Annotated in this window: 17 protein-coding genes and 1 pseudogene; 12 read left to right on the top strand and 6 right to left on the bottom strand. The window is 63.5% G+C overall.

The window, feature by feature from the left end:
• Window positions 1-239 precede the first annotated feature (239 nt).
• From HDG37_RS04705 to HDG37_RS04720, 4 genes and pseudogenes are all read left to right on the top strand, one after another.
• Window positions 240-1,766 (top strand): glycosyltransferase family 39 protein, encoded by a 1,527-nt coding sequence (locus tag HDG37_RS04705; RefSeq protein ID WP_184044823.1) that lies wholly within the window; start codon window positions 240-242, stop codon window positions 1,764-1,766.
• Window positions 1,767-1,780: 14 nt separating this feature from the next.
• A pseudogene (locus HDG37_RS04710) lies at window positions 1,781-2,110 on the top strand (hypothetical protein); the annotation flags it as partial.
• A gap of 114 nt (window positions 2,111-2,224) precedes the next feature.
• Window positions 2,225-2,581: an STAS/SEC14 domain-containing protein gene (locus HDG37_RS04715; protein ID WP_184024102.1), complete on the top strand. Its 357-nt coding sequence runs from the start codon at window positions 2,225-2,227 to the stop codon at window positions 2,579-2,581.
• 181 nt (window positions 2,582-2,762) lie between these two features.
• Window positions 2,763-3,665, top strand: coding sequence for an NAD(P)-dependent oxidoreductase (locus HDG37_RS04720; protein WP_184044828.1), 903 nt, complete (start codon window positions 2,763-2,765; stop codon window positions 3,663-3,665).
• Between the two features lie 291 nt (window positions 3,666-3,956).
• Here the strand turns inward: HDG37_RS04720 and flgM are convergent, their stop codons facing one another.
• Window positions 3,957-4,268: a flagellar biosynthesis anti-sigma factor FlgM gene (gene flgM, locus HDG37_RS04725; protein ID WP_184044830.1), complete on the bottom strand. Its 312-nt coding sequence runs from the start codon at window positions 4,266-4,268 to the stop codon at window positions 3,957-3,959.
• An 861-nt stretch (window positions 4,269-5,129) separates the two neighbouring features.
• On the opposite strand from flgM, the gene HDG37_RS04730 reads away from it, so the two are divergent.
• Window positions 5,130-5,597 carry a CBS domain-containing protein gene (locus HDG37_RS04730; protein WP_184005654.1) on the top strand — a complete coding sequence of 156 codons (468 nt, stop codon included), beginning with the start codon at window positions 5,130-5,132 and terminating at the stop codon, window positions 5,595-5,597.
• A gap of 31 nt (window positions 5,598-5,628) precedes the next feature.
• Window positions 5,629-7,644, top strand: coding sequence for an acyl CoA:acetate/3-ketoacid CoA transferase (locus HDG37_RS04735; RefSeq protein ID WP_184044832.1), 2,016 nt, complete (start codon window positions 5,629-5,631; stop codon window positions 7,642-7,644).
• Between the two features lie 72 nt (window positions 7,645-7,716).
• Here the strand turns inward: HDG37_RS04735 and HDG37_RS04740 are convergent, their stop codons facing one another.
• A complete protein-coding gene (locus HDG37_RS04740; protein ID WP_221311896.1) occupies window positions 7,717-10,107 on the bottom strand; it encodes a filamentous hemagglutinin N-terminal domain-containing protein in 2,391 nt (796 codons plus the stop codon).
• A 495-nt stretch (window positions 10,108-10,602) separates the two neighbouring features.
• Here HDG37_RS04740 and HDG37_RS04745 point away from each other — a divergent pair, with 495 nt between their 5' ends.
• Window positions 10,603-11,826 (top strand): YeeE/YedE family protein, encoded by a 1,224-nt coding sequence (locus HDG37_RS04745; protein ID WP_184044834.1) that lies wholly within the window; start codon window positions 10,603-10,605, stop codon window positions 11,824-11,826.
• A 19-nt stretch (window positions 11,827-11,845) separates the two neighbouring features.
• Here HDG37_RS04745 and HDG37_RS04750 read toward each other — a convergent pair whose 3' ends face one another.
• Window positions 11,846-12,511, bottom strand: coding sequence for a DUF4410 domain-containing protein (locus HDG37_RS04750; RefSeq protein WP_311541006.1), 666 nt, complete (start codon window positions 12,509-12,511; stop codon window positions 11,846-11,848).
• Window positions 12,512-12,836: 325 nt separating this feature from the next.
• On the opposite strand from HDG37_RS04750, the gene HDG37_RS04755 reads away from it, so the two are divergent.
• Window positions 12,837-14,489 (top strand): cyclic nucleotide-binding domain-containing thioredoxin-disulfide reductase, encoded by a 1,653-nt coding sequence (locus tag HDG37_RS04755; protein ID WP_184044838.1) that lies wholly within the window; start codon window positions 12,837-12,839, stop codon window positions 14,487-14,489.
• A 42-nt stretch (window positions 14,490-14,531) separates the two neighbouring features.
• Here HDG37_RS04755 and HDG37_RS04760 read toward each other — a convergent pair whose 3' ends face one another.
• Entirely contained in the window at window positions 14,532-15,434 is a 903-nt protein-coding gene (locus HDG37_RS04760) for a DUF4922 domain-containing protein (RefSeq protein WP_184044840.1), read from the bottom strand.
• A gap of 51 nt (window positions 15,435-15,485) precedes the next feature.
• Entirely contained in the window at window positions 15,486-15,971 is a 486-nt protein-coding gene (locus tag HDG37_RS04765) for an adenosine-specific kinase (RefSeq protein WP_018422486.1), read from the bottom strand.
• A gap of 414 nt (window positions 15,972-16,385) precedes the next feature.
• On the opposite strand from HDG37_RS04765, the gene HDG37_RS04770 reads away from it, so the two are divergent.
• The 3 genes from HDG37_RS04770 (at window position 16,386) to HDG37_RS04780 (ending at window position 18,985) form a co-directional block, all read left to right on the top strand.
• A complete protein-coding gene (locus HDG37_RS04770) occupies window positions 16,386-17,693 on the top strand; it encodes a tryptophan leader peptide (RefSeq protein ID WP_184044842.1) in 1,308 nt (435 codons plus the stop codon).
• Window positions 17,694-17,760: 67 nt separating this feature from the next.
• A complete protein-coding gene (locus HDG37_RS04775) occupies window positions 17,761-18,090 on the top strand; it encodes a hypothetical protein (protein WP_184044845.1) in 330 nt (109 codons plus the stop codon).
• 49 nt (window positions 18,091-18,139) lie between these two features.
• A complete protein-coding gene (locus tag HDG37_RS04780; RefSeq protein WP_184044847.1) occupies window positions 18,140-18,985 on the top strand; it encodes a GNAT family N-acetyltransferase in 846 nt (281 codons plus the stop codon).
• A gap of 132 nt (window positions 18,986-19,117) precedes the next feature.
• Here the strand turns inward: HDG37_RS04780 and HDG37_RS04785 are convergent, their stop codons facing one another.
• Window positions 19,118-20,014 (bottom strand): LysR substrate-binding domain-containing protein, encoded by an 897-nt coding sequence (locus HDG37_RS04785; protein ID WP_409259937.1) that lies wholly within the window; start codon window positions 20,012-20,014, stop codon window positions 19,118-19,120.
• A gap of 179 nt (window positions 20,015-20,193) precedes the next feature.
• On the opposite strand from HDG37_RS04785, the gene HDG37_RS04790 reads away from it, so the two are divergent.
• Complete coding sequence (locus HDG37_RS04790) at window positions 20,194-21,360, top strand: mandelate racemase/muconate lactonizing enzyme family protein (RefSeq protein WP_184044849.1); 1,167 nt, start codon at window positions 20,194-20,196, stop codon at window positions 21,358-21,360.
• Window positions 21,361-21,396 lie beyond the last annotated feature (36 nt).

The following is a 21,396-nucleotide window of genomic DNA, read 5'->3' on the forward strand; positions in this document are numbered from 1 at the left end:
TCAAGCGCATCTGCAATTGCGGCCGAGTTGAGCGCCGCGTCAAGAGAATCGAATCTTCGGCTTGACCACACGGGTCAATTTTCGCCGCGAACATCCTTCATCAAAGCCTTTTTGATTTGATCGGGCGCCATGGGTTGCCGGGCAGTCTGTCAGGATCGCACTCTCCCTACGTAAGCTCATATTACAATGCCGGGCCAAAAACGCTGCCCGGTACGGCGGCACACAGACCAAAAGGTTCAATGTCGACCCAGCTTTCGAATCCCACGTCGCTCGCCTCAGCCTCCGACAAACCTGCCGCCGCACGCATCGCATCACTCGGCTGGCTGCTCCCCTTCCACGCGCTGGTCTGGACGCTGGCCGCCTGGCTCGCGCGCGGCAATCTCGACATCCAGGGCGACATGGTCGAGACCTATGTCTGGGGCATCGAGTGGCAGGCCGGTTACGCGAAGCACCCGCCGCTTTCGTCGTGGGTCGCAGCGGCCTGGTTCAGCGTGTTCCCGCACACCGATCTCGCGTATTTCGCGCTGTCGGCGGTGAACGTGCTGGTCGGCCTGGCCGGGATCGTCGCGCTCGCCGGGCGCTTCGTGCCGCGCCAGATCGCGATCATCGCCGGGCTTGCGATGGCGGTCTCGCCGCTTTACTCGAATCTCGCCAACAAATTCAATCCGAACTCGATCCTGCTGTCGGTCTGGCCGTGGACCGCCTACTTTTTCGTCCGTTACGTGCAGCCGGGCAGCCGCCTTGCGCGCAGCGGCGCGGCGCTCGGTCTCGGGGCGTGCGCGGCGCTTGCCGTGCTGGGCAAGTACTTCACGATCGTGCTGCTGCTCGGGCTGTTGCTGGCATTGCTCGCGCGTCCCGCATGGCGTGCGCGCCTCGTCAGCGTCGATTCGCTGCTCGCGGTGGCGGCGGGACTCGCCGTGCTGGCCCCGCACGTACACTGGATGATGGCTAATCATTTCCCGACGCTCGAGTATGCCGCGCAACGCACCGGCGGCACGCTTCTCGCCGCGGTCGGGCGCTTTGGCATCTACACGCTCGCGCAGATCGGCTATCTCGCGCTCAGTTTCGTTTTCGTGCTGTTGATGGTGCGCACGCGCGGGGCTGCGCGGCTCATGGCGCTGAGCGTTGTTCGGAGCGCGTCGTACCCGGATCTCTGGTGGCTCGCGCTGGGGCCACTGTTCGCGGTGGGCCTGCTGTCCGTGATCGGCAAGACGCAGATGGCCTCGGTCTGGGGCATGGCGCAGTGGTTCGCAATGGTGCCGCTCTGGCTTGCAGTGCTCGTGCAAGCCCGCTTCGAGTTCGCGCCGCAGCGTGCCATACGCGTCATGGCGGTGTACTGGGCGCTGGTGCTCGCGGTATCGGCAGTGGTCGGCTACACAGGGGCGCGGCGCAATTCCGACGATGCGGCCGAGCCGCGCGCGGAACTCGCGGCAGCCGCGCAGGCGGTGTGGCACGAACGCACCAGCCAGCCGCTGTCGATCGTGGCGGGCTCGACGCACGAGGCCGCTTCGCTGGTGTTCTATGACGGCGGCCGCGCCCGCTTCTGGGATCTCGACTGGCCGGCGGCAACGCCCTGGCTCACATCCGCCGATTTCGCGCGCCAGGGCTCGCTGATTGTGTGCCGTGGCGACGACTCGGGCTGCATCGCGACGGCATCGTCGCTAAGCCATGCAGCGCCGATTGCGCTCGAGGTAAGCAAGAGCGCATGGGGACGAGAGTTGCCTGCGCGCCCCTACCAACTGTTCGTGATCGTGCCGCAGTCGTGAGCCACGCGCCCATCATGCCGTACCGCGGCCGGCCGCTCGTCGTCGATCTCGACGGCACGCTGTTGCGCTCCGACGTTCTGATCGAGTGCGTGTGGGCCTATCTGAAAGCCTCGCCGCTGCGCTGCTGGCAACTGGTGGTCAGGCTGCTGCATGGTGGCAAAGCGGGCCTGAAGGCGCGGCTCGCGGCCGGCCGTGCGCTCGTGCTTGCAACCGCCACGCACCAGCGTTATGCGCAGGCCATCGCGGTTCGTCTGGGCTGCTTCGACGAGGTCCATGCGACCGAGGGTGAGGTCAACCTGTCGGCAAGGCGCAAGCGTGATGGCCTCGACTGCCTCTCAGGGGAAGATCGGCTCGTAACCTAACCGAGCGCGTGGAAAGAGGTACCATGAGTACGCCGTCGAACGCCAGGCTCATCCGTGCCTGAGCGTGTAACGTCTCTCTGGCCAGGGGGTGCTGCCATGATCCTGTATCACACCGTCCCCGATTCGTCGGTCATCGAAATATCCGTCGAAGGCAAAATCACCGACCACGAACTGCGCGAAGCCATCGAGCGCATGCGTGGTGATCTTGAACTGAACGGTAAGACCCGCGTGCTCGAACGCATCGAGCATTTCAGCGGCATCGAGCCGAAGGCGCTATGGACCGACCTGACGCTCGGCGTCTCCGTCGCCCGCAAGGTCACGCGCGCCGCCGTGGTGGCCGACGCGGGCTGGATTCGCGCCTCGATGCATTTGGCCCGGTTCTTCACGAAGGCTGAAATCAAGGCGTTCCACGTCAACGAGCTGGAACAGGCGCGAGCCTGGATCAACGCCTGAACGTCGTCTCCAGCCGGCCGCATCGGGCAGAGGCCGGCCAGTTGGAGCCGCACGACTCAACATCAGAACTGTTACTGCCGAATCAAGGACACGGAGCGCAACGATCCTATGATGGAATGAGGCCGCGCGACACGCGCGGAAAAGCGCTAAAACATGTAGGAAAACAGGAGAAGAGGAGCACATGACGAAGCGAGTGATCGTGACCGGCGGCAGCGGCCTGGCCGGAAGATGGGTGGTCCAGAACCTGGTCGAGCACGGCTACGAGGTGATGAATCTTGATCGCGTGCCGATGGCGGCTCGCACGGCGCGCACGTTGATTACGGACATCACCGATGCGGGCCAGGTATTCAATGCGCTGGCGTCGAGCACCGCGCCGGGAGAATTCGCCGACGACCTCGAACCAAAGCCGATCGACGCGATTGTGCATTTTGCGGCGATCCCTCGCATCATGATCACGCCCGACAACGAGGTCTACCGGATCAACGTGATGGGCACGTACAACATCCTCGACGCAGCGTCGAAGCTTGGCATCCGCAAGGTGATCGTGGCATCGAGCGAAACCACATACGGTATGGTGTTCGCGCACCGGGATCGCAGTCCAGAGTACTTCCCGCTCGACGAGGAATACCCGGTGAACCCGATGGACAGCTACGCGACGTCGAAGGTTATCAACGAAGTGACGGCAAAGGCGTTCCACGCGCGCACGGGCTCTGACATTTACTGCTTTCGTATTGGCAACGTGCTCGAACCCAACGACTACGCGAAGTTTCCGGCGTGGCTCAAGGATCCAGCACTGCGCAAGAGGATTGCGTGGAGCTATATCGACGGGCGCGATCTCGCGAACGCGTGCCGGCTTGCCATCGAAAAGGACGGCCTCGGCTTTCAGGTCATGAATGTCGCGGCCGACGACGTGTCGTCCGACGTACCTACCGCGGAACTGCTCCGACGCTACTACCCCGGCGTGCCGCTCAAAAAGCAACTCGGCGAGTTCGAGACCCTGCTCAGCAACGAGAAGCTCAAGCGCCTTCTTGGGTGGAACCAGCAACACTACTGGCGCGACGAAGCGAAAAAGGTCGTCCAGTAAGCATGGCGGGCCGGCCCCCGGCCGGCCAATCACGCCGTGCGAGTCTTCATGGACTGCTTTGCAACGACGCAGACCGGCGCAATGGCGTCGTTCCCGCAGTCGGGTGGTGGGTCTTCGGAAGAATTGTCGAACAAGCCCGCAGCGGAAATTCTTCCTGCGATGCACTGCATTGCAGGCGTGCCGCCACCCCGAACGCGGACCGACATTGAAGCCAATGGCTCGCCTCACGGCTGTCAGCGCTGGCGCCTGCGTCGCTTATCCGCCGTCGGTATTGCTACGTTCAGCCGCCGGTCAGCGAGCAGTCGTTTGCAGCAGGTCGCGCGCGGTGCTTAGCATGCCGTCGGCGATCTTTCCGGAATCGACCTTGTAGCTGCCGTCACGCAGGGCGGCCTTGATCGACTCGACCTTCGCCGTGTCGCTATCCGAATCGCTGGACGTGTGCATCGCGGACACTGACGAGAGATTAACCGTCGAATTCTGCGCACCGGCAGCGCTGACTTGGTGCGCGGACTCGACGGCATCCTTCGCATCACTGTTGATCGTTGCGCGTTGCGGACCGTTCTGCGAAGCCGCGAGCGGAAAATTGCTGGATTCAATCTTCATGGTGTGTGTTCCCCACTGGTTGAGTCCTTTAACGGTTCAGCGTCTGAAATCTTCACCCTGCTGTGGGAAGCGGAACCGTATCCACGTTTCGCCGCGAGCCGCTAAGCCTTGCCGGGCGGGCACTCTAGCCGCCTGCAGCAAATTGCAACAAAGTGTGAGCAATACCACACAACGGCTATAAGCTGATCGAAGCGTCGACCCGCTCCGAACCAAAGGCGCAGGTATGCTTGAGAACACGACGCCGCACCCCATTTTGCTTGCTGTGAACAAACGTACCCGCCGCCCCTTGCAGCCTCGATGGCCCTTTCCGCCAAGTCGCGATGTCGCTGGTCGCGCCTTTGGCGATCTCGTCGCGCTTCAATATTGCGGCGCGGACATGTGGCTCTGGCGATGCCGATGCGGCGGCCATGTGACTTCCGCCCTGAAGACGGTAGAGAGCGGTGCAGTGCGTGATTGCGGCTGCCGTGAGCAGCGTCGCGTGTGGCGGTCGCGACCGGGCTCACCTGCGCTGAAGAGCGGCGAGGTTTTCGGCCAGCTGACGACCGAGCGGTACGCTGGCGATGGATTGTGGGTTTGCCGGTGCGACTGCGGTGGTGAGGCGACAGTTAGCGCCGGACGCTTGCGAATGGGCAAGGCGCGCTCGTGCGGCAGGTGCCTCGTCGCTTCGACTCACCGAGTGGCGTAGCGCCGGAACGGAAAATGTTCGTTCGACTCAGGTCAAGCGATCTACACTGCAATTCAACGAATAAGAAAAGATCGCCAGCCTTGGCTGGGTCTGGACGATCGTATTCCGATTTCGTTTTGATTTCGCTTTGATCAAGCGTAGTCCGTACATGCTCCCCTTTCTGTCTGGAGGCGGTCATGAAAAAGGAGAGGAAGACAGCACGGCAAATTCTGTCCGGGAACCCTCGGGAGGTTATCTCAGTGGGCCCCGACGACACGGTGCTGAACGCGTTGCAGTTGATGGCCGACAAGGACGTGACGACGGTGCTGGTGCTGCAGGGCAGCAATCTGGTTGGCGTGCTGTCTCAGCGCGACTACGCCCGCAAGGTCGAGGTGCTTGGCCGCAACGCCGCGAACACCAGGGTTGGCGACATCATGACCACCCAGGTGCTTTATGTGACGCCCGAGCATACCTGCGATCAATGCCTCGCGTCGATGCATACCCGGCGGATCCGGCACCTGCCTGTGATCGAATCCGGGCGCGTCATCGGCGTGCTTTCCGACAGTGACGTGCTGGAGGAACTCCTGCAGGAGGACGAGCATTTCATCAGGATTCTCGAGGACGACATGCTCCATCTGACCATTGATACCGGTGGCGCCTATTAGAAAGTCGCGCTCGAATCAGGCGAGGTGAAACGTGAGCACGCAATCAACCGCGGGGGCGCTTTCACCGGCCATCCTTTCCCGTTCGTCCGGCAAAGTGGCGTCGGCGCGCGATGCCGTGCGCCTGATCCGCGACGGCGATACGGTCGCGACGGGTGGCTTCGTCGGCATCGGCTTCGCCGAAGACATCGCCATTGCCATCGAGCAACTCTGTACGGCGCATGACGAGGATACGTTAGTCACCCTCCCAAAGCCCGCCAACCTCACGCTAGTCTATGCGGCCGGCCAGGGAGACGGCAAGGAACGCGGACTGAACCACCTGGCGACGCCGGGACTCGTCAAGCGCGTCATCGGCGGACACTGGGGCCTCGTGCCGAAGCTACAGCAGCTTGCGGTGGATAACCAGATCGAGGCGTATAACCTGCCGCAGGGCGTGATCAGCCACCTGTTTCGCGACATTGCGGCCGGAAAGCCAGGCCATCTCTCCCGGGTCGGCCTCGGCACCTTCGTCGATCCGCGCTTCGGTGGTGGCAAACTGAACGAGCGCACCACCGAGAATCTGGTCGAGTTGATGCGGATCGGCGACGAGGAATATCTGTTCTACAAGGCCTTCCCGATCAACGTCGCGATCGTGCGCGGCACCACTGCCGACCCGGAAGGCAATGTGACGATGGAGCGCGAAGCCCTGACACTGGAGGCTCTCGCGATCGCCATGGCCGCGCACAACTGCCGCGGCCTCGTGATCGTCCAGGTGGAGCGCATCGCCGAAAGCGGCTCGCTCAATCCGCGACAGGTCAAGATCCCCGGCGTGCTGGTCGATTGCGTCGTGCTGGCGCCGCCCGAGAACCACCAGCAGACCTTTGCCACACCATACAGTCCGGCGTACGCCGGCGAAATCCGGGTCCCCGCGAGCAGTGTGGCGCCGATGCCGATGAGTGAGCGCAAGGTGGTCGCGCGACGCGCGGCAATGGAACTCCAGCCAAACAGCGTGGTGAATCTCGGGATCGGCATGCCCGAAGGCATCGCCAGCGTCGCCAACGAGGAAAGGATCCTCGACCTGATGACGCTGACCACCGAGCCCGGCGTCATCGGCGGCATTCCTGCGGGAGGCTTGAACTTCGGCGCGGCGACCAATGCGCAGGCGATCATCGATCAGCCTGCCCAGTTCGATTTCTATGACGGCGGCGGGCTCGACGTCGCCTTTCTTGGCCTCGCCCAGGCCGATCGCATGGGAAACCTCAATGTGTCGAGATTCGGGCCGCGCCTGCCCGGCGCCGGAGGCTTCATCAACATCAGCCAGAACGCCAGGAAAGTCGTGTTCGTCGGCACTTTCATGGCGGGCCACAGCCAGATTTCGGTCGTCGACGGCAAGCTGCGGATCCACCGTGACGGCACGGCCAGGAAATTCATCGAGGAAGTCGAGCATCGCACGTTCTCTGGCCCGTATGCGGCAGCAATGGGCAAGCCGGTCCTCTACATCACCGAGCGTTGCGTGTTCGAGCTGGGCGCCGAGGGCATGGAACTCATCGAGATTGCACCGGGCGTCGATCTGGAGCGCGATATTCTGGCCAGGATGGACTTCGCACCGATCCTGCGTTCGCCGACGCAGATGGACGAGCGGATTTTCCTGCCTGAACCGATGGGCCTGCGCTCGAATGTTTTGCGACTGCCGCTGGAAGCGCGCTTCATCTACGACGACGACAAGAACATCATGTTTCTCAATTTCGCGCGCCTCGAGGTGAAGCGTCCCGACGACATCGCGGCGATCCGGACTCAGGTATGGCGCGTCTGCGAACCACTGGACCACAAGGTTTATGCAGTGGTGAACTACGAGGGTTTCGTGTTGGACCCCGCGCTGGAGGACGCGTACGTCGAAATGGTCGAGGATATGGTGCAGCGCTACTATCTCGGCGTAACGCGCTTCACTACCAGCGCTTTCATGCGCGCCAAGCTGGGTGGCGCCCTTACGCGGCGCGGGCTGTCACCTTATGTCTATGAGACGGAGGCGGAAGCGCAGGCCTACCTGCGCGAACAGTCGTCAAACCGCTGAATCCGGCTTGCATCGTGATCGCGGCACCGAAGGCCGAGTGCGCCCGCGCCGGGTTTTGTCGGACCCTCGATGTCAGTGCCCTGCCAGCCAGCGCAACTGAGGCCCCGGATATCCCGCGACCCACGTGCCGTTCGCGGTGAAATCCCACGTCGGACCGAAGCTCGCCGGCTCGAGCAACTGGGTGTCCGTGAGTCCGCTCGAACTGGCCACCGCCGTGCCCGAACCGACACCCGCCGCCGCCCCCGACGATTGGCTGTTCCAGAACACGTTCGCAGCGATCCGGCCGCTGTTGGTGCCCGCGATACCGCCCGTCGTCGAGTTCGCGCCCGCCGTGAGCCTGGACGCGGCATACGACTCGCGGATGAAACCCGTATTGATGCCGACAAGTCCGCCGACAGTCGCGCCGCCGTTCAGGAATTCGTAGGCATACGATCGGCCGATGACGCCATGGTTCGTGCCGACGAGTCCGCCGACCGTGCTTTGCGCACCGCCCGATGCGGGGGCGATCGCGAAAGACTGATCGATGCGGCCATCGTTCAGGCCGACCAGCCCACCGATCTGGCCCACGCCGATGATGTTCACGCCCGCCCACGAGCGCTCGATGCGCCCAAAGTTCTCGCCGACCAGACCGCCGGCCACTGTGCTCGTGTTGCCCGGGGCACCGATGGCGCCCGTTGCGCCGACGTTCACCATGTATCCGTAGTTGATGCCGGCCAGCAAGCCGACCGTTTCTCCCGAGGACGTCGCGCTGCCTTCCGCGAGCGTGAAATTGCGCACGACGCCGCTCTTGCCGATCACGCCGAAGAGTCCGGTATCGGCCGCGCTTGAGAGACGCAGATCCGCGGGGAGATGCCCCATGCCGTCGAACTGACCGGTGAACGGATTCGCGGCGGTGCCGATGCCGCCGAACTCCGGCGCACCCGCGAATTCCAGCCCCCTGCCGCCCAACGCATAGTTGCCGGAGAGGTTGTTATTCACCGCGCTCAGGTCCGTCATGGAGTTGACGAGCTGATAGGCCGTGAACTGCGTGACGAGCCCAGTAAACGGCGCGGGGTGCCACGATACGTTGGTGTACACGGTGCCGGGCGTGTAGCTGCCGTTCATGTCGTACAGGCCGCTGACGATGCCCATGCTTCGCGACCAGTCGATCGTGCCCTGGTTGGTCAGACTGCCGCCGTTGTCGAAACCATAGGTGTCGGCGGACAGCGTGAGCGAGCCTGTGCCCCTATTGGCGATGGTCGCCTGTGGTGCGATCGTCAGCGAGTGCGCCGCGTCGAGCGTCAGGGAGGAGGCTCCGTGCCAGCGCACGCTCGCTTCGATCGCGATGTCTCCCTCGCCGGTCGCCCCGAGCTTGCCGTCCGCGCCGTTCGCGAGCACGGAGATGGATGCGCCGTTGCTCAGACTTGCGCCGAGCGTGTTGGCGGTGGGGACGTCCGCGGTGAAGTCCCCCGCGGTGATGTTCCATGCTTTCGCCCGCACATCCGCGCCGCCGACCTTGACGTCCTTGCCGGACATGTCGAGCGTGCCGCCGCTGCCGTCCGCGTTACGCGCGCTGATTTGCGCCCCGCGCGCATCGACGTTGCCGGAGTTGACGACGACCCCGTTGACGGTGGTGTTCGCGACGAGCCAGACGTGGCCGTCGCGCGTCGCGGTGCCGGTGGCGCGCAGGGCGCCCGAATGACCCGCGAGCGCGAAGATATTGCCGTCGGCCGCCTGCACGTTGATGATCGCCGCCCGTACCGTGCCTGAGTTCGTCACCGTGCCGCCGCTTCCCACCTCCACGAAGACTTGTTGAAAGTTGCCGTCGAAGAGCCGGACCTGACGGCCTGCGACGAGTTCGGCATTGCCGTTCGGCGCATCGATCGTCCCTGCGTTCGTGACCTTGCTGGCCGATATCAGGAACACGTCCCCACCCGACGAACTGATCTTGCCGAGATTGACTACATCCGCCGTGGAACTGCCTGTGTAAGCGGAGCCACCGAACCCGGGCGGGTTGAGAAAGACGTCGTTGGGGACGTCGAGCGTCGACGCGACGAAACGCCCTCCCGTCGACACCACGCCGCCTGGCCCGATGAGCACGCCATGCGGATTGACGAGGTAGATGCTGCCGGTGCCCTTCAGCGTGCCGTAGATGGCCGACACATCGTTACCCGTCACGCGATTGAGTGTCGCGCCCGTGCCGTTGTTGATCGACACCGTGCGGGACGATCCGACCGAAAAACTGTTCCATTCGATGATGCCGCGCGAGCCCGCTTGCGTGATGCTCATGCCGGCATCGTTCTGAGTGATGCTTCCCGAGCCGGCGACGAAATGCCCGCCTTGCGGCAGGGTACCCGCCGCGTACGCGACGTGCGTCGTGGAAAGTCCGGTCAGCGAAATGGCGATGGCAAATGAAATTCGCACGCTTGCATGACGGCGTTGCGATGGACGTTGCCGCAGCAGAGATGGCCTTCGAGTGCTCATACATCCCCCTTCCACGCTCGCGCGAAACGGCTGCCAACGACCCGAGGAGCCGACCGGAAACGCGTGAGTCGCCCCGTATGAAGATTAGCAGTTCGCCTCGTCGCCACTTAACGACCGTGGCTGATTTGGTCGATATTTCGGCCCGAAACGTTGTTGCGCGACCGGGACGGGATTTGCGTCGCCTTCCATCTTGATAACGATTTCAATGCAAGTTTGAAATACCGTTATTACGGGAGGTTATTAAGTCACTGGTTTCAAGCGCGGTCGACCACCGTCAAGCGCCCGTGCGGCGGGCCATGCAGCCTGGCGGCACCGTGCGCGCCCGGATTTGCCATCGAGCAGGGCGAACCTTGCTGGGCAACAGCCGCAACGCGACATTTCGGTATACTCGCCAGCTTTCCCAAAAACGATTATTCGCGGCCCTCCGCCCGAGCAGCGACCGCCGTTTCATAGGCGTGCCGCCCTCGCGCGACAAGCGCATGCGCCCCGCTCATCATGTCCGATCTCTCCACGCCGTTCGGCGCGCCCCGCCGTCTCGTCAACCTCAATCCGAAGCCGCTCGCCGTCGCGCTCGCGCTGGTCGTGCTCGGCGCGATCTATCTCGCGCAGACCGTCAGCGAGAAACAGGCCGCGCTGTACGTCCTCGGCGCGCTGCTCGGCGTCACGCTCTATCACGCCGCGTTCGGCTTCACGTCCGCATGGCGCGTGTTCATCGCCGACGGCCGCGGCGCCGGCCTGCGCGCGCAGATGCTGATGCTCGCGATCGGCGTGCTGCTGTTCTTCCCGGCGCTTTCCGCCGGCACGCTATTCGGTCATCCGGTCGTCGGCGAAGTGTCGCCCGTCGGCACGTCGGTCCTGATCGGCGCGTTCATGTTCGGCATCGGCATGCAGCTCGGCGGCGGCTGCGCCTCCGGCACGCTGTATACGGTCGGCGGCGGCAGCACACGGATGGTGGTCACGCTGATCGCGTTCATCATCGGCTCGGTGATCGGCACCGCGCACATGCCGTTCTGGTCCGCGCTGCCGCATCTGCCGCCGATCTCGCTCGTGCAGACGCTCGGCGTCGGCCCGGCGATCGCGCTGAACCTCGTGGTGTTCGCGGCCATCGCCGCGCTGAGCGTGCTGATCGAAAAGCGCCGTCACGGCCGTCTCGTCAGCGGCGTGGATCGCGCCCCGAACGGATCGCCATGGCTGCACGGCCCGTGGCCGCTCCTCGCCGGCGGCGTCGTGCTCGCGATCCTCAACTTCGCGACGCTCGCGCTGTCGGGCCATCCGTGGGGCGTCACGTCGGCGTTCGCGCTGTGGGGCGCGAAGGCGTTCTCCGCGATGGGCGTCGACGTCGCGAGCTGGCATGTGTGGAGCACCGGCCCGAACGCGGCCGCCCTTGCCGCACCGATCAGCCACGACGCGAAGTCGGTCATGGACATCGGCATCGTGATCGGCGCGATGGTAGCCGCTTCGCTGGCCGGCCGCTATGCGCCGGTGTGGCGTCTGCCGCTGCGCTCGCTGATCGCGGCAATCATCGGCGGACTGATTCTCGGCTACGGCGCACGCCTCGCGTACGGCTGCAATATCGGCGCGTACTTCAGCGGCATCGTGTCGGGCAGCCTGCACGGCTGGCTGTGGCTCGTCTCGGCATTTTTCGGCAACGTGGTCGGCACGAAGCTGCGTCCGCTGTTCGGCCTCGCGGTCGAGCGCGTCAAGCGGACGGGCTGCTGAGCGGGCGGCTTCCGGCCGCCTACCGGGCGGGGGCTGCGCTGCCGGCCTCCCTTGCACCCGTCTGAAGCCGTCGCGCGAGTTCGTCAGCGATCTGCTCCGCGCTTTTCCTGATCGCCGTCTTTTCATCGCGGCCGGACAGCACGACCTTCGCGGCGATCACGTACGGGTTGAGCTTGATCACGGCGCCCGGCATATCCCTGCTCGCCCCCTCTTCAACAGTTTCATAGAGCGGCGGTAACTCCGGCGTAGCCAGGTTATCGCAGGAAACCGCGACCTGAAACTGGCTTTGGCCCGCGCCCATACCCACCATCGCGCGACGCAGCCGATTACCCTCATCGACACTGAGAAAGACGCCGCGCACCTGCCAGCCGCCGTGGGGCAGCGGTTCACCCGGCGTGACGTGGCGCGCGTCTACTCCGGCCTTCTTCAGATCGTCCGTCAGAGATTGCGCCATCAGCGCAACCATGTCTCGCGCACGCGCCTGCGGATCCTGCTGCTGACGCAGCGGGCCCTCAGGCACCAGATTGCCCAGGATGCCTCGCGCGCGGTGGCCTGGCCCGCTGTCAGGGGCGATGTTCGCGGCGTCGAGATCGAAATCGGAGACATAGACGACCGGCGGCGCGACAGGAGCCGCGAGCGCCGCCGACGAATCCGCGGCCAGACATCCTTGCGCGCTGGCACCCACGTACGTCGCCAGACATACCATTCGCACCCATCGCAACACCATTGCGCACCTCCACGCTGATCGCCCGGTTCTGGTTGCATGGCAGCGACGAAATACGGCGATTCATATCGCGGCCGTTCATCCAGCTTAGGTCTTTCAGAAGCGCACCCATGGCTCAGATCGTCTGCATCGCGATTTGAAAATCCTATACTGGGTCGGTGCGGTTGCTGACTTCGCGCCTTGTCTGCACATCCGTTTACGCGAGTCCAATCGTCCGACATGACGCCGCTGAAACCCGGTGGATCGCGCGTTGCGTCATCTGCCTGACAGAACGGGAAACCAAGCCATGCTGACGATCGACGACATCCGCGCCGTGCCGCTGTTCTCGACCCTCCCCGACAGCGAACTGGAAATCCTCGTGCACGCGTGCGCCGACCTGCATCTATGCGGGGGCGAGTTCGCGGTCCATGAAGGCGGCGAGCGCGCGTTATACGCCGTGCTGGCGGGCAAGATGGAAGTCATCAAGACGTTCGACGGCATCGAGCGAACCTTGGGCTGGCGTCTGCCCGGCACGATCTTCGGCGAAGTGCCGCTCGCGCTGAGCTCGCCGTTTCCGGGCGCGTATCGAGCGGCCGAGCCTTCGCGCGTGATGCGCGTCGACGCGCCGCAATACTATGCGCTCGCGGCGGCGTCGCCCGACGTGGCGTTCAAGATGGGCGCGCTCGCGCGCGAACGCATCGGCGGGCTGCAAAGCCTTTCCGCCGAGCCGCCGAAGGCGCGTGTGACGATCGTCGGCAACCGTTGGGACAATGCGTGCACGCTGCTGCGCCAGTTCCTCGCGCGCAATCAGATCAGCGTCGACTGGCTGGCGCCGGATGCGCCCGAATTGGCCGCGCGCTGGCCTGGCACATGTCCGACGCAAGGCGAGTGCCCCGCGTTGCGCCTCGTCGACGGCACGGTGCTGAGGCAGCCCGCGACCCGCGAGCTTGCCGGACTGCTCGGCCTCCAGACGCAGCCGCGTCTGGCCGGATACGACACGGCGATCATCGGCGGCGGCCCCGCGGGGCTGGCTGCCGCGGTATACGGCGCGTCGGAAGGTCTGCGCACGCTTGTGCTCGAGCGCGAGGCGCCGGGCGGACAGGCGGGCACGTCCTCGCGCATCGAAAATTATCTCGGCTTTCCCAATGGCGTTTCTGGCGACGAACTCGCGAGCCGCGCGCTGCAACAGGCACGGCGGCTCGGCGCGGAGATCCTCGTGACGCGCTCGGTCGAGCGCATCGATGTGCAGGCGCGGCGGATTCATCTCGACGGCGGCGACGCCGTGCACGCTCGAACCATCATTCTCGCGACGGGCGTCACGTGGCGGCGGCTCGCGATCGACGGCTTCGACCGCTTGATCGGCAAGGGGATTTACTACGGCGCGGCGCGCAGCGAAGCGAGCGCGACGCACGGCCTCGATGTCCATCTGATCGGCGGCGGCAATTCGGCCGGCCAGGCGGCGTTGTACTTCGCCAATCATGCGCGCAGCGTGACGCTCGTCGTGCGCGGCGATTCGCTCGAAAAGGGCATGTCGCGCTATCTCGTCGAACAGCTAGCGGGCAAATCGAATGTCGCGGTGCGGCTGCGCTCGGAAGTCGTCGGCGCGCATGGCGATACGCATCTGACGGCCATCACCGTTCGCGATTCGACGAGCGACGCAGTGAGCCGACACGACTGCGGCGGTCTGTTCGTCTTCATCGGAGCGGATGCGCAGACGGAGTGGCTGCCGCCCGAAATCGCGCGCGATGTGCGCGGCTACGTTCTGACCGGCGATGACGTCGTCAAGGCCGGACGCTGGTCGCATCAGCGCGATCCTTATCTGCTCGAATCGAGCGTGGCTGGCGTGTTCGCGTGCGGAGACGTGAGACTGAGTCCTGTGAAGCGCGTCGCTTCGGCCGTCGGCGAGGGGAGCATGGCGATTGCTTTCGCGCACAGGTATTTGCAGTCGGACGGAGCTTGAGTTCGTCGCGTGAGACTGCTGCGCGGTCGGGTTGCGCGGCCGCTATGTATTCGCAGGCAGCGCGACGCGTTCCAATACCGTCATCGGGCCGAGCCTTTCGATCACATCCAGTTGAGCCGCATCGCGCACGAACAGCGAACCCGCAAAGCCGAGCGCGTTGACCGACACGCCTTCGACTCGCTCTTGCGATCGCGGCACGAGCAACATCCAGCGCCGCGTGACCAGCAGGTTGTAGGGCGTCGTATGACAGCAGGCACGGTCGATTTCGAGCACGCCGATATCCGCCGCTTCGAGCAGCGTGCGATAGCGGGAAAGCGCCAGCTTCGGCGCATCCGCGCGAGCCAGATCATCGGCGTGAAAGCGTGCGAACGCATGCCGAAACGGCAGATCCGGCATGCCGTTCTCCGCACCGAGCAAGGGCTCGACTGGCACGGACGGATCGGCTTGCCCGAGCGGCAGCGGCACGATCTGCAGGTGCTTGTGCGGCTGGCTCGCGCCCGCCTGCGTGCCGGCGTTGTAAAAGCCGATGCCGTCGAATTCGGCCATGCACACGAGCAGCGCTTCGAAATCGGCAAGATCGAGCAGCGCTTCCTGCGGTTCGAATTCGCGCGTGACGATCAGCAGATGATGATCGATCACGTTGAACTTGTTCAGCAACGCGAGGTGAGTATCGGAGATGTCGGCGACGAACAGATCCGGCTCATAGGGAAGAAATGGGTTCGCCCGAGGGTGCTTTGCCGTCTGCAGCTTGCGCGCTTGCTCGCGTTGCTGTTCCTTGCGCGTCAGGCTCGACACCTGACGCACGAGAAAGCGGATGCCGCCGCTGTCGATCACGGACTGTTGCGTGTCGATCGGTCGCAGCGCGCCGCAGCGCAGCGCATGTCCGGTCTGTCGCACAATGGCGGACCACAGCGTGCCCGGAATCAGGCGTCGTTGTCGTTCCATAGGATGTCGGCAGGCGTGGCGGCGCGCGTGAAGCGGGTGAACGCGCAGCCGCTACAGCTTGTAGCCTATCGTGCGCAAAAGATCCTTGCGCCATTGAATGTCCTCCGCGCTTTCCGTGCCGACAGGCGAAAAACCATCGACCACGCCGACGATGCCTCGCCCCTGATCTGTTTCAGCGATCAGCACTTCGACGGGATTCGCCGTGGCGCAGAAGATGCGGCAGACCTCCGGCACGGCCTTGATCGTGTTCAGCACGTTGACGGGGAAAAAGCCGTCGCCCAGAAACACGAAGAAGCTATGGCCCGCGCCGACGTTGGTTGCGTTCTGGCATGCCATCTCGACGAGGCTTTCGTCGGTGCCGGAGCGGCGCACGAGGCGCTTGCCGGAAGCCTCGCAAAACGCGAGACCGAACTTGATGCCGGGCACCGTGCCGACCATCGCTTCGTGAATATCCTCGACAGATTTGATGAAGTGGCTTTGCCCGAGAATGAAGTTGGTCGCTTCGGGCTTGACGACCTTGACGGCGGACAATTGCATGGTGGACCTCGCTCCATTGCGGCAACACGCCGATGAAAACACGTCGAACACAGGCCAACGCGACCGTGGATGGTTCGCGCGTCAGCCGGTCTTCGTCGATCCGGCTTCTAGCCTAGTACTAACCGCGCGTGAGCGAAACCTCGACCGACCACGAGCCGCGGGATTCGCATGCGCCCGGACACCGCTTCCGGGTCGCGCCGGTCCAGGATCGAGCAGGCCGAGAAAGCCTGACTTATGGCGGCACTGATCGACCAGAAGCCGATCCATCCTCATAGCGTTTTGACCCGCTTTAAACCCCCATCGCACCGCGGCGACCTCTCCGGGTCAACAAGGTCAACCGCCGGTTTACGCCCCCGACCGAGTGTGCAAGTATCTTCACCAAGCCGCATCCCGCACACTCTTGCGAGGTTCACGATGGCCTGGAAACTTTGGAAGACCGAGAAGCGGTACGACGAGACGCGAAGCTGGCCGAGCGGCACGCATGAGTCGTTGAAGCAGCTTCTGGATATGTACCTGGGCAGCGACTCGCCACCGTTTGCGAACTGGGCCGCGCCTGGAATTACTTTTGCGCCCGAAGTCGAAACGCTCGCGCGAAACGGAGTCCGGGGGTATCAGCTTGCGCTCTGGTTGTGGCTTTTCGCCGAGAAGCACGGCACGATCGCGGCAAAAATGGTGCGTGAGTCTTTGTGCCTGCTCGCCGACGCGATGCAACCGTCGTCCGGCGACAAGATCGACTCGCTCCTCGACCTCGAAAACCGCCTCGCGCATTCTGTCGAGGACCTTTCCGCTCAACAGCGCACCTTCCGACTGGAGGGTCTGTCGGTCGAGCTACCCATGGAGTTTTTCCTCGCTACTGCCTTCCTCCGGCTCGCACCGGACTCGCCTTATGCCGGGAACGAAGGCACCGACCTGCAAGGCAACGACTTCAAACTGGCCGACTGTTTTCACCATGCAACCGAAGAGGGGCTGGCGGTATTCCGGCCCATGATAGACGCGGTCGACTTCGACGCGAAATCGCTGCCCAACTGGAAATGGAGCGCTCATCCCGGCGCCGCCGAGCGACACCTGCAACGCCGCCACAAGAATCCCCTTTTCGCCCTTCATCGCCAGATGGTGACGGCTCACGAGGTCTATGAGGCACGGCTCGCCGACGCTCGGGCCATCGAGGACATCAGGACCGAGCTCAATGAGACTAGCCGGTCGTTCTCCGAGACGACCGAATTGCCCTTGAACTGGCAGCCCTTCCTCGAAGGATACCGGGACCACGTCGACAGGCTCGACGAACGCCGGCTCGTCGTTGGCGGACAGAGCACGTCGCTCGGCAATGCAATTGCAGCGTTGCGCGCCGACATACTTGCGACCTGGCGCGCTTCGATTCACAAGAACCGGCACAGTCTCGCGACTCTGGAGCAGGAAGAAGCGAAACGGGCTGAGCGACGGACGCTGCTGTATGGATGCGAGTGGACGGCCCAGCTTTTGAGCCACGGGTCGCTGATCCCGGCGGAAGAGGTGGTTCCCGCCCTGCTAAGCGAGCCCCCCGCCGAGCTGGAAAAGGTGGTGACCGGTTTGCGGGGCGAACCGCGACTGCATGAGACGCTTGCGCAGTGTTGTGCAACTGCGCATCGGCTTGTCAACGAGCTTCGCGCGGCTGGCCATCAGCTTCCCGACATCGACGACAAGCTCCGCATTCTGGATGGTGCGCCCGGCCAGTTGCCGGTCTGATCGTCTTCCAGGTATGCCATGTCGTGTTACCTATTTGGATGCCACGCCCGACCCACAAAGGCCACTTATGAACTCTTCCTCTCGCAACCCGCTCGATGTAGCGACCGAGGCGGTATCTACGCTTTCAGAGTACCTGGAGCTTTCGCTAGACAAAGGAAAGAGCCTGATTTTTGTGCTCTCTCAAGGCGAAAATTGCGAAGTCTACCTTGGTGATCCTGGCGAGCCAGACGCGGACTGGGTAAGCTGCGCGGCCATTCCGAACAAGCTGGTCCGCGCGCTTCTGGAGACCACGCGGTCAGGATTCAACCAGTTGGTCATTGAAGGACAGACCTACCGCTTCGCTCGGACCTTCGCGCAAGTTGCCGAGCAGGGCGCTGTCGTCTTCACACCTGCGTAGACGTTGTAGCCAATCACGTTGATGCATTTGATCATGGATGAATTTGATCATGGATGATCGTGACGATTTCCTTGTGCGCAACATGGCGTTCCGCGAGGTTGATCTGGCGGTCGAATGGGCTGAGGCAGAGGGGTGGAATCCGGGCCTCGACGACGCGAGGTGCTTCTGGAATGCGGACCCCAATGGCTTTTTCGTCGGTACCTGGCGCGGGGAGCCGGTGGCATGTATCTCGGCAGTCGCCTACGATGAGCGCTTCGGTTTCATTGGCCTCTACATCGTCAAGCCGGCGTTTCGCGCCAGGGGTTTCGGGCTGCGCATCTGGCAGCACGCGATGCGCTATCTGGGAGATCGTACGATCGGCCTCGATGGTGTCGTTGCCCAGCAGCAGAACTATAAAAAATCCGGCTTCCAGTTCGCCTATCGCAACATCCGCTTCCAGGGCGTCGTGCAAGCGGCGTCGACGCCAAACCTGACGAACGCGCGGGAGGTACCCTTCGCGCAACTGGTTGCCTACGACAGCGCATGTTTTTCGACCGCTCGTCCCCGCTTCCTGGCGGACTGGATCGCGCAACCAGAGGCACTGGCCCTGGCGGATGTGCGCAACGCTCAGATAAGGGGGTACGGCGTGCTGCGCCGTTGCGGGACCGGCTACAAGATCGGTCCGCTCTTTGCCGACGACGCACGGATTGCCAACGATCTGTTCGACGGACTGGTGGCGAGCGTCGCAGGCGAAGTCATCGCGTTCGACGTCCCGGAGGTCAACGCGGCAGCCGTAGCGCTCGCTGAACGCTACGGCATGGTTAGCGCGTTCGAAACGGCGCGAATGTACACTCGCGCCCCGCCGGCCATTCCCGTGCAACGCGTGTTCGGGGTGAGTTCGTTCGAACTAGGTTGACTGCAAAGATCGAGCCGCTGGAAAAAACCGGCGGTGATGCGCCAGACCTCCACTACGATCCGAGCGGTCCGCCCCGAAAGGGAACGATCATCGCGGCGGTTTTTCACGAGCGCTGTCCTCGCGACATGAACGTCACTTTCGCGAGACCCTCTTCTTCCTTTCCGGAACTTCGACGGTGGCGTCGACCGGTGTGAACGGTGCGTGAAAATGATCGACGAGGAAGTCGATGAAGGCGCGCGCCCGCGCGGTCTGATTGCGCTGCCTGGGGTAATAGACGAACAGGTCCGCGGACGGCAGCACGGTATTCGGCAGCACCAGCTTAAGGCGCCCGCTCTGTACATACTTGGCCAGATCCCATTCAGAGCGAATCAGAATCCCATGACCGTCGAGCGCCCACCGAAGGACAATGTCGCCGTCATTGCTCGATAGCGCGCCTTTCACCTTGATCGCCTCGATGTGGTCGTTCACGATGTAGCGCCACACGCCATAAGCGTCATCGTTCTGCCGATGAATGATGCAGCGATGCTGGTGCAGGTCCTCCACCCGCTCGGGCGTTCCAGAACGTTCCAGATATTTCGGGGACGCGCAAAGAAAACGGCGATTGCTCATGATGCGCCTCGCGCTCAGGCGACTGTCGGGTAGCTCGCCGAACCGTATCGCCATGTCGAAGGCCCCTTCGACGAGATCGACCGGCCGGTCTGTCACCTCGAACTGAACGTCGACATTCGGAAAGCGCTTTGCGAAGTCGGAGACGAGCGGCGCGATGGTGGTCCTGCCAAAACCGAGCGTCGCGTTGATGCGCAACGGCCCATGCGGATCGCGTCTGGCGCCGGATATGGCCTCCTCCATCTCCCGAACCTGCCCGACGATCTGGGACGCGTAGCGCAGATAGGTCTCGCCCTCGGGTGTCAGGCTGACGCTGCGCGTGGTCCGGTTGACCAGACGCGCGCCGAGCCGCTGCTCGATGATCCCCAGCCGCTTGGTCGCCGCTGGCGGACTCAGATCGAGCGCCCGGGCGGCGCCGGACATGCTCCTGAGTTTCGCCAGGAGAATGAAGAACTCAAAGTCGGATGCGGGAGCAGTACTCACTTTTGGTGAAATATGTAGTGAACGTAAGTGAATTCTAGCAAGCTCTTTCGCGGCTAAGCTATGCACCACATTGAAGCCGGTGTGGCTCAATAACTGTTCAAATCTCTGGAGACAGTGGCGTGAGAATCGTTGAAATCCGCGAAAAAACCGTTCCGATCAGTTCCCCGATCCGGAACGCCTACATCGACTTCAGCAAAATGACCTTGAGTCTCGTCGCGGTCGTCACGGACGTCGTTCGCGACGGCAAGCCGGTGATCGGCTACGGCTTCAACTCGAACGGCCGTTACGGTCAGGGCAAGCTGATGCGCGAGCGCTTCATCCCGCGCCTGCTCGAGGCCGCCCCTGCCTCGCTGGTCGACGACTCCGGCGACAACCTCGATCCCCACAAGATCTGGGCGACGATGTTCATCAACGAGAAGCCCGGTGGCCACGGTGAGCGATCCGTCGCCATCGGCACGGTCGACATGGCCGTCTGGGACGCGGTGGCGAAAATCGCGGGCAAACCGCTGTTTCAGCTCCTCGCGCAACGGTACGGCAATGGCGAGGCCAACCGCAAGATCTTCGTCTACGCGGCGGGCGGCTACTACTATCCGGGCCAGGACCACGAAAAGCTCAAGGATGAGATGCGCAGCTACATCGACCGGGGCTACACGGTCGTGAAGAAGAAAATCGGCGGTGCCTCGCTCGACGAAGACCTGCGACGCATCGACTCGATCCTCAGCGTGCTGCAGGACGGCCAGAAGCTCGCGGTCGATGCCAATGGCCGCTTCGACCTCGATACGGCGATCAGGTATGCGAAGGCCCTGTCGCAGTACGACCTGTTCTGGTACGAAGAGGCGGGCGACCCGCTCGACTTCGAGTTGCAGGCGACACTGCGCAACTACTATGACAAGCCGATGGCCACTGGCGAAAACCTGTTCTCGATGCAGGATGCTCGCAACCTGATCCGCTACGGCGGCATGCGCCCCGATCGCGACTGGCTGCAATTCGATTGCGCGTTGAGCTACGGCCTCGTTGAATATCTGCGAACGCTCGACATGCTGCATCAGCATGGCTGGTCGCGCAGCCGTTGTATTCCCCACGGCGGGCACCAGATGTCGCTGAACATCGCGGCGGGTCTCGGACTTGGCGGCAACGAATCGTACCCGGACCTGTTCCAGCCATACGGCGGCTTCCCCGACGGCGTTCGCGTCGAGAACGGATATATCACGATGCCGGAGCTGCCCGGCATCGGCTTCGAAGGCAAATCCGACCTCATCGCCGAGATGCGCAAGTTGGCTGAATAACGCGCGCGCGCAACGGCACCGACCAGTATTCCCGGT

This window comes from Paraburkholderia sp. MM5384-R2 (assembly GCF_014201025.1).
Lineage (GTDB): Bacteria > Pseudomonadota > Gammaproteobacteria > Burkholderiales > Burkholderiaceae > Paraburkholderia > Paraburkholderia tuberum.